This window comes from Saccharothrix sp. HUAS TT1 (assembly GCF_040744945.1).
Taxonomy (GTDB): domain Bacteria; phylum Actinomycetota; class Actinomycetes; order Mycobacteriales; family Pseudonocardiaceae; genus Actinosynnema.
This window is the reverse complement of the sequence record NZ_CP160453.1, coordinates 6,428,090-6,440,258: the sequence shown is the minus strand read 5'-3', so window position 1 is coordinate 6,440,258 and position 12,169 is coordinate 6,428,090. Positions and strand designations below refer to the sequence as shown.

The following is a 12,169-nucleotide window of genomic DNA, read 5'->3' as shown; positions in this document are numbered from 1 at the left end:
CCGGTGTGACTGACGAACGTCCCAAGAGGAACGAGTCGGCCGACGTGCTGGCCGCGCTGGCCGACCCCACCCGGCGGCAGGTGCTCGACCTGCTCGCCGCCCGCGGCGAGGCCACCGCCACCGCGCTCGCCGAACGGCTGCCGGTCTCCCGGCAGGCCGTGGTCAAGCACCTCGCGGTGCTCGACGCCGCCGGGCTGGTCGCGGGCAACCGCGTCGGGCGCGAGGTGCGGTACGCGGTGCGGCCGGCGGCGTTGAACGCCACCGCGCTGTGGCTGTCCAAGCTCGCGTCCGACTGGGACCGACGGCTGGCGACCGTCAAGCGCCTCGCCGAGGAACCCGGGCCGGACCCGCCCCCGGGGTGAGGTCGTCGGATCCCGCGCCGCCACCGAGCGGCTACCGGAGCCGGGCCAGCGCGGTGTCGATCACCTCCCGGCGGTCCGCCGGCAGGGCCTGCGCCGCGGTGCGGCCGGTCGCGGCCAGGTAGGCGTCCACCAGCCGGTTGCCCACGGCGTAACCGGCCCCGGTCGGCAACCCGACCGGTGTCGCGCCGTACCGGACGGCGGCGGCGTCGCCGTGGACCCACGCGGTGAAGTTCCGCATCCCGGTCACCTCCAGGCCGGAGACGACCTTGTCGAACACCGCGTCGTCGTGCAGGTGCGGCACGCCGACGCGGGTGTGGCCGAGCTCGTCGCCGTACAGCTGCCGGGCGAACGCGTCGGCCAGCCCCTCGGACACCACCTGCTCGCCCACGGTGACCGTCGCCGGGTCCCACACGACGCCGCCCGGCCCGTAGCGCAGGTTGTGGTTCAGCTCGTGGACCGCCGTCGCCTCCAGCCGCGCCAGGTTCTCCGGGTACGGCCACAGGTTCAGGAACAGGTACCCGGTCACGCTGCCGTTCGCCGTCACGCCCAGGCTCGGGCCCGTGAAGTGGTCGTCACCGGGGTCGCCGAGGACCAGCAGCACGGTGATGTCCGGCGCCACCACCTGCGGGGTGGCCGCGAGCTGCGCGGCGAGGGCCGAGTCGAGCGCCCGCCCGACCCGGCCCCACGCGTCGGCGTCGCGCAACGCCGCCAGCCCCTCCAGGCACCGGTCCTCGTCGCGGTCGAGCGGGAAGCCCGAGCCCATCCGGTGCATGGCGACCAGGTCGACCTCGCCGGGGAAGTGCCGGTACATCCCCGCCGCGGGCTCCAGCATGGCCTTCAGCAGCGCGGGCCGGTCCTCGCGCGCAGCCCGCAGGATTCCGGACATGGCCGAGTGGGTGTCCAACACCTCGATCGTCATGTCGGCGGAGGCTAGGTGTTCCAGCAACGGCAGGCACAAGCTCAACCGCCCGGGTTGTTGCCCGCGAGCCGGCGGTGGTGGAACCGCGCGATGGCGGCGATGCCGGTCAGCGACACGGCGGCGCTCGCCACCAGCGCGACCACCGTGCCGCGACCGGCGTCCGGGGTCTCGTCCAGCAGCGCCATCCCGATCCACGCCGCCACGATCGGGTTCACCACCGTCTGTCCGGCCACCACGAGGTCGGCGGGACCGCTGCCGTACCCCAGCTGGACGAGCGACGCGCCGACCAGGAACGCCAGCGCCAGCTCGACGAAGGACGCCCACGGGACCTCCGGCAGCGAGGTCGCCACGTCCCGCACGAGCACCGCCACCAACCCGTACGCGGCGCCCGCGCCCGCGGCGAGCGCCAAGGCCCGTGAGGTGCCGCTCCGGAACGCCGCCACGACGACGAACACGCCCACCACCCCGGCCACCACCTGGCCGGCCCGCAACGCCACCGCGGGCGGCACGTCGGTGGTCACCGCGGACCGGGCGGCGAGCGCCACGAACGTGGCCACCCCGGCCGTCGCCGCGCCCACGGCCACCGCGAACACCGGCGTGACGCGGGTGACGCCGATGGCCGCGATGATCGGCAGCGACAGGACCGCGAGCGGCGCCACCACCGTCACCGGGGCCATCGCCAGGGCGAGGACCTGGAGCGTCGCGGCGACGACCAGCACCGAGAACCCGAGCAGCCACCGCCGGTTGCCCACCAGTCGGGTGAACCGGCGCACGGTCAGGTCACCGACGTCCCGGACGCCGGAGTGTTGCAGCGCCGCGCCCACCGCGCTGAGCACCGCACCTGTGAGCGCGCACAGGACCGCGATCCACACCTGACCAGGGTAGGTGCGGATCGGCCCGGCCGACTCTGCCGACAGTGGCGACCACCGGCAACCGGCCACGAACGGTCGATACCCAGCGGGTGCTCCGGAGCCCTACGGTCGCGGTGCGGGAGGGAGGAGCCCATGACCTTCGCCGGTGTCGCACGTCGGGTCGGCGCGGCCGTGCTGGCCGCCGGTCTCGCGCTCACCCAGGCCGGGCCGGTGTCCGGGGCGCCCGCCTCCCCGTCCACCGCCGCCCTGGACCGGGCCACCGCCGCCCTGGACCGGGCCGCCGCCGCCCTGGAGCGGGACGCTGAGACGCGACCGCGGTCGGTCACCGGGTGGCACGTCGGCGCCGACTCGGTGGTGGTCTCGGTGCACGGCTCCGCCGCGGGCGTCGCCGAGTGGGCGGCCGGGCTCGGCGCGGGCCGGGTCACCGTCGAGCACGTCGCCGAAGCGCCGCGCCCGGTGTGGGACCTGATCTCCGGCCAGACCATCCACAGCAGCGGCGCGCGGTGCACGCTGGGGTTCAACGCCCGCGCGGGCGCCGTCCGCTACGTCCTGTCCGCCGGGCACTGCGTGACCGCGGGCAGCGAGTGGCACGGCGTCGGCGGTTACATCGGACCGGCGGCCGGCTCGTCGTTCCCGTCCAACGACTACGGCCTCATCCGGGTCGTGTCGACCGCCGCGGTGTCGACGGCACTGGTCGACCGCCACGCCGCCGGCGGCGACATCACCATCACCGGCTACACCAGCCCGCCCGTCGGCTCGTCGGTGTGCTACTCCAGCCCGGTCACCGGGTGGCGGTGCGGCGGCGTCACCGGCATCAACCAGACGGTGTGCTACCCGCAGGGCTGCGTCCACGGCCTGATCCGCGGCAACCTGTGCCCGGAGGCGGGCACGTCCGGCGCGCCGGTGGTCACCAACCCCGGGTCCGGCTCCACCGCCCGCGCGGTCGGCCTGGTCTCGGGCGGGACCGGGTCCTGCACGTCCGGCGGGACCACCTGGATCCAGCCGATCGCCGAGCCGCTGGCGGCGTACGGGTTGACCCTGGTCACCGGCTGAGGGCGTCGGCCCGGGACCGTCCACGAGCGTGGGAAGGGGCCCCGCACCGGCACGGCGGCACTCCGCGTCGCTTACGGTGGGTGACGTGCTCCGAAACCGCCTGTACCGCGACGGGAAGCTCGTGGACGAGGACTTCCCGGTCGCCGACGTGCCCCGGCTGATCGAGGACGAGGGCGCCGTCGTCTGGCTCGACCTGCGCGACCCCACCGAGTCCGACATGGCGGCCATCGCGGACCGGCTGGGCCTGCACGCGATGGCGGTGGAGGACGCGTTGCAGGCCCACGAGCGGCCCAAGCTGTACCAGTACGACACGCACCTGCTGGTGAACGCGTACGCGGTGTCCCTGGACGAGGCGTCGGGCCGGTTGACCACGGCCGAGCTGGCGGCGTTCGTGACGCCGCGGGCGCTGGTCACGGTCCGCAACGACGACCGGTTCGACATGGCCGCCGTGGTGCGGCGCTGGGACGAGTCGGCGAGCCTGGCGGGCAGCGGGGTCGGTTTCCTGCTGCACGGGTTGCTGGACTTCGTGGTGGACAGCCACTTCGACGCCGTGCAAGCGCTGGACGACCACGTCGAGGGCCTGGAGGACCTGGTGTTCGCCGAGCGCCCGGACGACCCGGACATGCAGCGGCGGGCGTTGGCCATGCGCAAGTCGCTGGTGACGCTGCGCCGGGTCGTGCTGCCGATGCGGGAGGTGCTCAACGGCCTGATCCGCCGCGACCACGGGGTCGTGGACAGCCGGATGACGCCGTACTACCAGGACGTCTACGACCACGTGCTGCGCGCGTCGGAGTGGACCGAGTCGTTGCGCGACATGGTCGCGACCATCCGGGACATCCAGCTCAACCTCCAGGGCAACCGGCTGAACCTGATCATGAAGAAGGTGACCGGCTGGGCCGCGATCATCGCCGTGCCGACGGCGGTGACCGGGTTCTACGGGCAGAACGTGCCGTACCCCGGTTTCGCCGCGTCGTCCGGGTTCTGGACGTCCACGATCGCCGTGCTGCTGCTGTCGCTGGGCCTGTACGGGCTGTTCAAGCGGCGTGACTGGATCTGACCGACCGGGGCGCGGGAGGATGGCGGTGAAGGGGGTGGTCGACGTGACCGAGCAGGAGGGCCGTCCGGCGCCGGGGGTCGAGGCGTTGACGGACAAGATCAGGCAGATCGTGCAGGAGGGGAACGCGCGCCGGGTGGTGGTGCGCAACTCTCAGGGCGACCGGGTGCTGGACATCCCGGTGACCGCGGGGGTGGTCGCCGCCGTCGCCGCGCCGGTGGTGACGGCCGCGGCCGCGTTCGCCGCGCTGGCCGGTCCGTGGTCGGTGAACGTGGAACGCCCGGAGGACGGCGCACCGGCGGCCGAGGACGAGCCCGCCGACACCTCGCCGACCGACGTGCCGCCGACCAAGGGCTGACCGGCCGGTTCGGCCGTGCGGTTTGGCCGTGCGGTGGCGGGATACACCACGGGGATGACGACACCGGAACCCGATCCCGTCACCGCGTCCTCCATGGAGGAGGAGCCCGACTTCGCCGACGAGCACTCGCGGCCCACGTTCTCCGACGAGCAGTCGGGTTCCGCCAACACGGCGCCGGACGAGTCGACACCCGAGGGCACGGCGGGCGCCGGCGGCATGGACCCCGACTAGGGGTCGGGGCACGGCCTGCTCGCCCTGGAACGGCCTGACCGGGTTCAGCGGCTCAGCGCGGTCTCCCGCTCGACCCTGGACAGCTTCTCCGGGTTGCGCACGGTGTAGAGCCCGGCGATCCGGCCGTTGTCGACCCGGACCGCGACCACGCTGTCCAGCTCGCCGTCGAGCCGCATGACGAGGCCGGGCCTGCCGTTGAGCTGCACCGGTTCGAACGCGATCCGGCCACTGACCTTGGCCAGCCCGCCGACCATCAGGCGCGCCACCTTGTCCGCGCCGACCACCGGTCGCGGCACGGCCTGCTTGACGCCGCCGCCGTCGGCCAGCAGGACGACGTCCGGCGCCAGGACGTCCAGCAGCCCCTGCAGCTCACCCGTCTCGACCGCGCGCCGGAACGCGTCGAGCGCGGCCCGCGCGTCCGCCGGGGAGACGGCGTCACGCGGTCGGCGCGCGGCGACGTGCGCCCGCGCCCGGTGGGCGATCTGGCGGACGGCGGCGGGGCTCTTGTCGACGGCCTCGGCGACCTCGTCGTACCCGAGCCCGAACACCTCGCGCAGCACGAACACCGCCCGCTCGGTCGGCGCGAGCGTTTCCAGGACCAGCAGCATCGCCATCGACAGGCTGTCGGCCAGCTCGACGTCCTCGGCCACGTCGGGCGCGGTCAGCAGCGGCTCCGGCAGCCAGGAGCCGAAGTAGGACTCGCGACGCCTGCCGAGCGAGCGCAGCCGGGTGAGCGCCTGCCGGGTGGTGATCCGGACCAGGTACGCCCGCCGGTCGCGGACCACGTCGAGGTCGACGCCGGACCAGCGCAGCCAGGTCTCCTGGAGCACGTCCTCCGCGTCGGCGGCCGAGCCGAGCAGTTCGTAGGCCACGGTGAACAGCAGGTTGCGGTGGGCGACGAACGTGGCGGTGGCGGCGTCCGGCAGGCCGTCCGGGCCCTGGTCCACCGCTGTTCCGCGATCCCGCGCCGTGCCGTCCATCCGTGCCTCCGGTTCTCCGCGTTCCCGACCCTGGCACCACCAGACGCCGCGACCCACTGCTTTGTGACGGATTCGGTGTGCGTCGGCCACATGGTGACGCAGAGCACAATTGCCTACCGTTCGTCTGCCCGCGCCGGTGCGGGCGGTGGAGGGTGACGATGACAAGAGCTATCACCGCGTTCGGACTGGCACTGGCGCTCGTCGCCGCACCGGTCACGTCGTCCGCGCACGCGCGGTCGGCGGCCCGGTGCTCGGAGCTGGTCGGCACGCCGATCCCGGCGTCGGCGATCGGCCTGCCGACCACGGGCGGCGCGGTCACCTCGGCGCTGCTGGTCGCGCCGGCGGCGCGGGACGGGATCGGCGAGCACTGCCGGGTCGACGTCGCCGTGCGCCCGGTGGACCGGGCCGCGCCCGACATCCGGCTGCGGGTCGCGCTGCCGACCCGGTGGAACCGCAAGGCGCTGATGTTCGGCGGCGGCGGGTACGACGGCACCATCCCGGACGTCGCGGGCAACGTGCCGTTCGGACCTGCCGACCAGCCCGTTCCGCTGGCCAGGGGGTACGCGACGTTCGCCGGTGACTCCGGCCACCAGGCCGACCCGGCGTTCACGCCCGCCCGGTCGCTGGACGGCTCGTTCGGCGTCAACGACGAGGCGCTGCGCAACTTCGCCGGTGACGCGCTGAAGAAGACCCGGGACGCGGCGGTGTTCGTCATCGCCCGGCACTACGGCGGCGCCCGGCCGGTTCACAGCTACATCGCGGGCGGTTCGAGCGGCGGGCGGGAGGCGTTGGCGGTCACCCAGCGGTGGCCGACCGACTTCGACGGCGTGATCTCGGCGTACCCGGCGTGGAATGCCGCCAGTGTGAACCTGTTCTTCGGCTACGAGGCACAGGTGCTGTCCCAGCCCGGCGCCTTCCCCGGTCCGGCCGAGCAGGCGTTGCTGCACCGGTCGGTGGTCGAGGCGTGCGACGGCCGCGACGGCTTGCGCGACGGCGTGGTGTCGGACGAGGCCGGCTGCGCCTACGACCCGCGGGCGCTGCGCTGCGCCGACGGCGTCGACCCCGGCGACACCTGCCTGTCGGACGCGCAGGTCCGGGCGGTCGAGGCGTTGTCGTCACCGCTGAGGTGGGACTACGAGTTGGCCGGCGGTGAGACCGGGTACCCGGGCTTCCCGTTCCTGTCCGGCGCGAGCATGACCACCGCCCTGCTCGGCATGGGCGTCGACGCGCCGGCCGACCCGATGCCCAAGACCAGCGGGTACGGCGTCCAGTTCTGGGACCAGTGGGTGAAGCACTTCGTGACCCGCGACCCCGCGCACGACCCGCTGGCCGTCGACCCGCTGCGGCCGGGCCGGTGGCAGCGGCGGATCAGCGAGCTGTCGGCGTTGCAGGACGTCAACGACACCGACCTGCGGCCGTTCCGGCGGGCCGGCGGCAAGCTGCTGCTCGTGCACGGCACGGCGGACGAGCTGGTGAGCCACCGCTCCACGGTGGACTACTTCGGCCGGCTGGAGCGGACGATGGGCAAGGGCGCCGTGCGGCAGTTCGCCCGGTTCTACCTCGTGCCGGGCGCCAACCACGCGAACGTGACGCCCGCGTTCATGGCGGGCTGGGACTCGCTGACCGCCCTGGAGCAGTGGGTGGAGCGCCACCGGCCTCCGGTGCGCCCGGTGGTGGCCGACAAGAACACCGCCACGTCCGGGCGGACCAGACCGCTGTGCGAGTCGCCGGGGTGGCCGAGGTACGTCGGGTCCGGCGACCCGGACTCCGCGCGCAGCTTCACCTGCGTCGAGCGGTGACACCGGGTCGCCCGCGATCACCGCGCCGGGCCGGGGTCGCCGCCGATCCCGGCCTGGAGGCGTGATTCGGCCAGCCAGTCCTCGAAGGCGTCGGCGAGCAGCGGCAACGCACGCAGCTCGCCGACGCGGTGCCCGCGCCGCATGTTCGCCCACACCACGCCGAAGTCCGCGGGTTCCAGGCCGCCAGGGTCGCCCGCGAGCCGCCGGGCGGCGTAGTCGCGGCCCGCCGCGCGATCACCGGACCACGTGGGGACCAGCAGACCCGGCTCGGTGGCGGCTCGCGCGTCGTCGACCGTCACGCGGGCGGCCGGTCGGTCACGGGGCGGCTTCATCGGCGGCACCTCGCTGTGGTCGCGGGGACGGGGTCGCGGCACGGCCTGGGCGCGTGGCGTCGGCACCACGCTAGGCACCTCCGGCGAGTCGACCTATGTCAGCGCGCCACGGTCCGGTCCGCGCGACGTGTGTGGTGGCACCACATCCGGGCGACCACCCGGAGTTCCGACAACGCAGGAGTCCGGGGCATCACGGCCCGACCGGCTACACCGGCTGCCGCTTGCCGACCTGGAGCAGGCGCAGCGCGATCTGGGTCTCCAGCAGCCGTTCCGGCTCGCGCCACGACTCGCCCAGCAGTTGGCCGATCCGCGCCAACCGCTGCGCGACGGTGTTCACGTGCAGGCGCAGCGACTGAGCCGTGTTCGTGATGCTCTGACCGGTGGCGCAGAACGCGTCGAGGGTGCGCACCAGGTCGGTGCCGCGGGTCTCGTCGTAGTCGATCAGCGCGCCGATCACCGAGTGGACGAACGACCCGATGTCGGCCCTGGCCGCGAACAGGATGCCGACCGAGCCCAGCGCCGCCGCGTCGGTGGCCTCGCCGACCCGGCCCAGCGCCAACAACGCGCGCACGCACTCGGTCGCCTCCGCGTAGGCGTCGGCGACGGAGGCGGTGTGCGCGGCCCGCGCGCCGCCCGCGGTCACCGGGCGCGAGCCCGCGCGGGTCAGCTCGCGCACCGCGTCACCGGCCGACCGGCCCGGGTCGCTGCCCGGGAGCAGCAGCACCACCTCGTCCTTGCGGCAGGTGGCCAGGCCGCCGGCCCGCCGGGCGAGGGCCGTCGCCGCGTGCTGCAGCCGGCTGCGCCGCTCGCCGTCGATCCGGGCGGCGACCACGACGTGCGGGCCGTCCAGGTCGACCCCGAGCAGCGACGCGCGGTGGCGCAGCAGGTCGTGCTCCCTCGGTGACGTGGTGAGCAGGTCCTCCAGCAGCTCACCGCGCGTGCGGGCCTCGGCCTCGGCCATCCGCCGGCGGGACACCAGCACCAGCGCCGCCACCAGCGCGGCGCCCTCCAGGGTCCGCCTGCCGGTGTCGCTCAGCCCCGCCGCGCCGGTCATCACCACCGTGCCCAGGAACTCCGACTCGGTGATCATCGGCACCGCGCACAGGCCGTCCCGGGCGATCGTGCCGCCGGACTCCTGCGCCTGCCTGCCGATCGCGGCCAGGTCGTCCGCTCCGGGCGCCGGACCGCCGCCCGCGCCGGTCACCACCGCGCCGTCCTCGTCCAGCACCACCACGCTGCCGTCGACCGAGTCGGCCACGGCCTCCACCACCTGGTCGACGCCCTTGCCGTGCAGCACCAGCCTGGTGAGCCGTTCGTGCACCTCGGCGGTGCGCTCCAGGTCGTGCACGTGCGAGCGGATCGTGCCGTTGGCGACCCGCAGCTCCGCCACCGCGGCCTGCGCCTCGGCCAGCAGCCGCGCGTTCTCGATCGCCACCGCCGCGTGCGCGGCGAGCATCGCCAGGGCGCTGATGTCCCGGTTGCCGAACGTGCGGGTGCTGCGGTGCGCTGCCATCAGCACGCCGATGACCCGCTGCCGCAGCTTCACCGGCACCCCGAGCAGCGACCGCATCCCCTCCGCGGCAACCGTCCCGTCGATCTCCGGCGTGTGCGTGATCGACCGGTCGTCGGCGTAGCACAGCACGCTGTACGGCTCGCCGGTGCGCGCCACCATCCCGCCGACGCCGGTGCCGCGCGGCAGGCGCAACCCGCGCAGCAGCCCCGAGACGTTCCCGGACGCGGCCTTGATGTAGCTGTCGCCGCGGTCCTCGTCGCTCAGGCTGACGTAGGCGAGGTCGCAGTCCAGCAGCCGGCGGGCGCGGTCGGAGATGGCCTGCAGGACCGCGTCCAGCTCGTGCAGCGCGGCCAGGTCGTTCGCGGTGTCGTTGAGCAGTTGCAGCTCGGCCTCGTTGCGCCGGTGCCCGATGAGGACTTCGCGCAGCAGCAACGCCCTGGTGCGCTCGGCCTCCAGCTCGGCCAGCCGCTCGGGCGCCGCACCCCCGGCCCGCGCCAGGGCGAGCGGTGCGTCGAAGTCGCCGACGTCGGCGGCGTCGAGCAGCAGTTGCAGGAACGAGGCGTCTCCCACGACGGTCAGCTTCCCTCCCGACCCGGCGCCGCTGCCGACCGCGTCCCGGCGGACCCGTCGTCCGGCGACGCGCCCGCCAGGTTACGCCGGATGCCGGAGTCGAGCCTGCGTGCGACGTCCCCGGCGTGCCCCGGCGGCCACGCCGGCAGCCGACCGCCCCCGGCCAGCCGCCCGTCCAGGGCCGGGAACGACGCCACGGCCGCGGACAGGTGCGGCGCGAGGTTGCCCAGGATCGAGCGGGTCAGCTCCAGCCCGATGTAGTCGGCGTTCTCCATCGGCCCGACCGCCGCCAGGCGCAGCCCGAAGCTCGACCGCACCACGACGTCGATCGTGCCCGGGTCGCACACGCCCTCGGCGACCAGGTGCAGCGCCTCGCGCACCATCGCGAACTGCAACCGGTTGCCGATGAAGCCGGGCACGTCCCGCGCCAGCCGCACGGTCGTCTTGCCCAGCGCCGTCACCAGGCGGTCGGCCTCCTCGACGCGCGCCGGGTCGGTCCGGGCGCCGGGGGCGACCTCGACCAGCGGCACGAGGTACGGCGGGTTCCACCAGTGCACGCCGACCAGGCGTTCCGGCCGGGCCATCGCCCCGGCGACCTCGGTGATGGGCAGCACCGAGGTGTTGGACCAGATCGCGACGCCCGGCGCGGCGGCGGCCTCCACCGCCGCCAGCACCGCGTGCTTGACGTCCACCCGCTCCGGCACCGCCTCCACCACGACGTCCGCCGCGCCCACGGCGTCCGCCAGGTCGGCCACGGCGGTGATCCGCGCTTTGACCTCCACTGCCTCCGCCACCGGCGACCCGCACGCGGCCAGCGCCCGGTCCACCCGCTCGGCCAACGACGCCAGGACCCGGCCGTCGGCGTCGTGGACGTCGACCCGGTGGCCGCCCCGCGCCAGCTCGACCGCGATCCCGTGCCCCATCAAGCCCGCGCCGACGATTCCGAATCTCAGCATCGAACCCGGTCTCCGATCACCAGTTGTCGCGAATCACCGCGGACATCTCCCGCTATCGCGCCGAACGATAAGGAGCACGTCCGAGAGAGGCCATGTGGCGGGCCCACATGCGGATCACGGGAAGAACGGGCGTCGCGGACAGGGACCGGGCAGGAATCCGTTCCTAGTATCGGCCGGACGAAGTGAGCCCCGTCCCACCACCTCAACGTGGAGGTCGTCCGATGTCCCACCGTCGTCCGTTCGCGGTCATCCGCGGTCCCGTCGCCGCCGTCCTGGCCGCGCTGACCGTCGCCGCCGCCCTGCTGATCTCGTCGGGCTCCGCCCCGGCCGCCGTCGACCGCGACCCCGTGCTCCTGATCCCCGGGATGACGGCGCAGGCGTCGGCCATGGACCCGATGAGGACGAACTTCCTCAACGCCGGGTGGCCGGGCGACCGGGTGTTCACCTGGACCGACAGCGACAACATGAAGGGCGACCTGACCAAGGCCGGTGTGGAGCTGGGTCGGCAGGTCGATCGTGTGCTCGGTCAGACCGGCGCGCGCAAGGTGGTCCTGGTGACCTGGTCGGCGTCCACGCTGGCCGCGCGGTCCTACCTGAAGAACGTCGGTGGCGCGCAGGACAAGGTGTCGCTGTACTTCTCGATGGCCGGCCCGCACCACGGCACCACGGCGGCCGCGCCCTGGTGCCAGAACCTGTACCCGTCGTGCAAGCAGTTCGCCATCGGGTCACCGTGGCTGGCGGAGCTGAACCGGGGCACGGAGGTGCCCGGCTCGCCCGCGGTGCGCTACACGACGATCCGGTCCACCTGCGACACCAACGTCAACCCCAGCGCCTCCGCCGAACTCGCGGGCGCGGACAACCGCCAGGCGCCCACGTGCATCGACCACTTCGCGTTCCCCCGCGACCCGGGCGTCTTCGCCCTGATCAAGAAGGTCATCACGGAGTCCGGCACGACGCCACCGACCAGCACCGGCACCAGCACCACGTCGACACCACGCCCTCCCTACACCGACACCGCGGACGGGACGGCCGTGGACCACTTCGTGGCGCAGCGGGTCGACGTGACCGAGTACAACGCGCTCGGCGCGCGTCACGGCTACTCCAGCCGGTTCCCGCTCTACCTGTGCGACACCGGCTGGACCGACAAGTCCGACTGCTCGCCGATCTGAC

At 74.1% G+C, this 12,169-nt stretch carries 13 protein-coding genes; 7 read left to right on the top strand and 6 right to left on the bottom strand.

Annotation, left to right across the window (positions count from 1 at the left end):
* The first annotated feature begins 5 nt into the window (after positions 1–5).
* Positions 6–362, top strand: a complete 357-nt coding sequence (locus AB0F89_RS28860) for an ArsR/SmtB family transcription factor (protein WP_367128777.1) — start codon at positions 6–8, stop codon at positions 360–362.
* A 31-nt stretch (positions 363–393) separates the two neighbouring features.
* Here AB0F89_RS28860 and AB0F89_RS28855 read toward each other — a convergent pair whose 3' ends face one another.
* Both AB0F89_RS28855 and AB0F89_RS28850 read right to left on the bottom strand, forming a co-directional pair.
* Positions 394–1,281: a DUF2268 domain-containing protein gene (locus tag AB0F89_RS28855; RefSeq protein ID WP_367128776.1), complete on the bottom strand. Its 888-nt coding sequence runs from the start codon at positions 1,279–1,281 to the stop codon at positions 394–396.
* Positions 1,282–1,322: 41 nt separating this feature from the next.
* The gene (locus tag AB0F89_RS28850) at positions 1,323–2,153 is read right to left on the bottom strand and encodes a DMT family transporter (protein ID WP_367128775.1); all 831 of its coding nucleotides are present in this window, start codon (positions 2,151–2,153) and stop codon (positions 1,323–1,325) included.
* Between the two features lie 132 nt (positions 2,154–2,285).
* Here AB0F89_RS28850 and AB0F89_RS28845 point away from each other — a divergent pair, with 132 nt between their 5' ends.
* The 4 genes from AB0F89_RS28845 to AB0F89_RS28830 all read left to right on the top strand — a co-directional run bounded on the left by AB0F89_RS28845 (position 2,286) and on the right by AB0F89_RS28830 (position 4,849).
* Positions 2,286–3,206: a S1 family peptidase gene (locus tag AB0F89_RS28845; protein WP_367128774.1), complete on the top strand. Its 921-nt coding sequence runs from the start codon at positions 2,286–2,288 to the stop codon at positions 3,204–3,206.
* 85 nt (positions 3,207–3,291) lie between these two features.
* Positions 3,292–4,263, top strand: a complete 972-nt coding sequence (locus AB0F89_RS28840; RefSeq protein ID WP_367128773.1) for a magnesium transporter CorA family protein — start codon at positions 3,292–3,294, stop codon at positions 4,261–4,263.
* Between the two features lie 25 nt (positions 4,264–4,288).
* Positions 4,289–4,618 carry a DUF4342 domain-containing protein gene (locus AB0F89_RS28835; protein WP_367128772.1) on the top strand — a complete coding sequence of 110 codons (330 nt, stop codon included), beginning with the start codon at positions 4,289–4,291 and terminating at the stop codon, positions 4,616–4,618.
* A 54-nt stretch (positions 4,619–4,672) separates the two neighbouring features.
* Complete coding sequence (locus AB0F89_RS28830; RefSeq protein ID WP_367128771.1) at positions 4,673–4,849, top strand: hypothetical protein; 177 nt, start codon at positions 4,673–4,675, stop codon at positions 4,847–4,849.
* Between the two features lie 44 nt (positions 4,850–4,893).
* Here the strand turns inward: AB0F89_RS28830 and AB0F89_RS28825 are convergent, their stop codons facing one another.
* Complete coding sequence (locus AB0F89_RS28825) at positions 4,894–5,829, bottom strand: RNA polymerase sigma-70 factor (protein ID WP_367128770.1); 936 nt, start codon at positions 5,827–5,829, stop codon at positions 4,894–4,896.
* A gap of 158 nt (positions 5,830–5,987) precedes the next feature.
* On the opposite strand from AB0F89_RS28825, the gene AB0F89_RS28820 reads away from it, so the two are divergent.
* Positions 5,988–7,628, top strand: a complete 1,641-nt coding sequence (locus tag AB0F89_RS28820; RefSeq protein WP_367128769.1) for a tannase/feruloyl esterase family alpha/beta hydrolase — start codon at positions 5,988–5,990, stop codon at positions 7,626–7,628.
* 17 nt (positions 7,629–7,645) lie between these two features.
* Here AB0F89_RS28820 and AB0F89_RS28815 read toward each other — a convergent pair whose 3' ends face one another.
* From AB0F89_RS28815 to AB0F89_RS28805, 3 genes are all read right to left on the bottom strand, one after another.
* The gene (locus AB0F89_RS28815) at positions 7,646–8,029 is read right to left on the bottom strand and encodes a hypothetical protein (RefSeq protein ID WP_367128768.1); all 384 of its coding nucleotides are present in this window, start codon (positions 8,027–8,029) and stop codon (positions 7,646–7,648) included.
* Between the two features lie 136 nt (positions 8,030–8,165).
* Positions 8,166–10,043 carry a helix-turn-helix domain-containing protein gene (locus AB0F89_RS28810; RefSeq protein ID WP_367128767.1) on the bottom strand — a complete coding sequence of 626 codons (1,878 nt, stop codon included), beginning with the start codon at positions 10,041–10,043 and terminating at the stop codon, positions 8,166–8,168.
* A gap of 5 nt (positions 10,044–10,048) precedes the next feature.
* On the bottom strand, positions 10,049–10,999 hold the full coding sequence (locus tag AB0F89_RS28805; protein ID WP_367128766.1) for a 3-hydroxyacyl-CoA dehydrogenase family protein: 951 nt from the start codon (positions 10,997–10,999) through the stop codon (positions 10,049–10,051).
* A gap of 221 nt (positions 11,000–11,220) precedes the next feature.
* Here AB0F89_RS28805 and AB0F89_RS28800 point away from each other — a divergent pair, with 221 nt between their 5' ends.
* Complete coding sequence (locus AB0F89_RS28800; RefSeq protein WP_367128765.1) at positions 11,221–12,168, top strand: esterase/lipase family protein; 948 nt, start codon at positions 11,221–11,223, stop codon at positions 12,166–12,168.
* Position 12,169 lies beyond the last annotated feature (1 nt).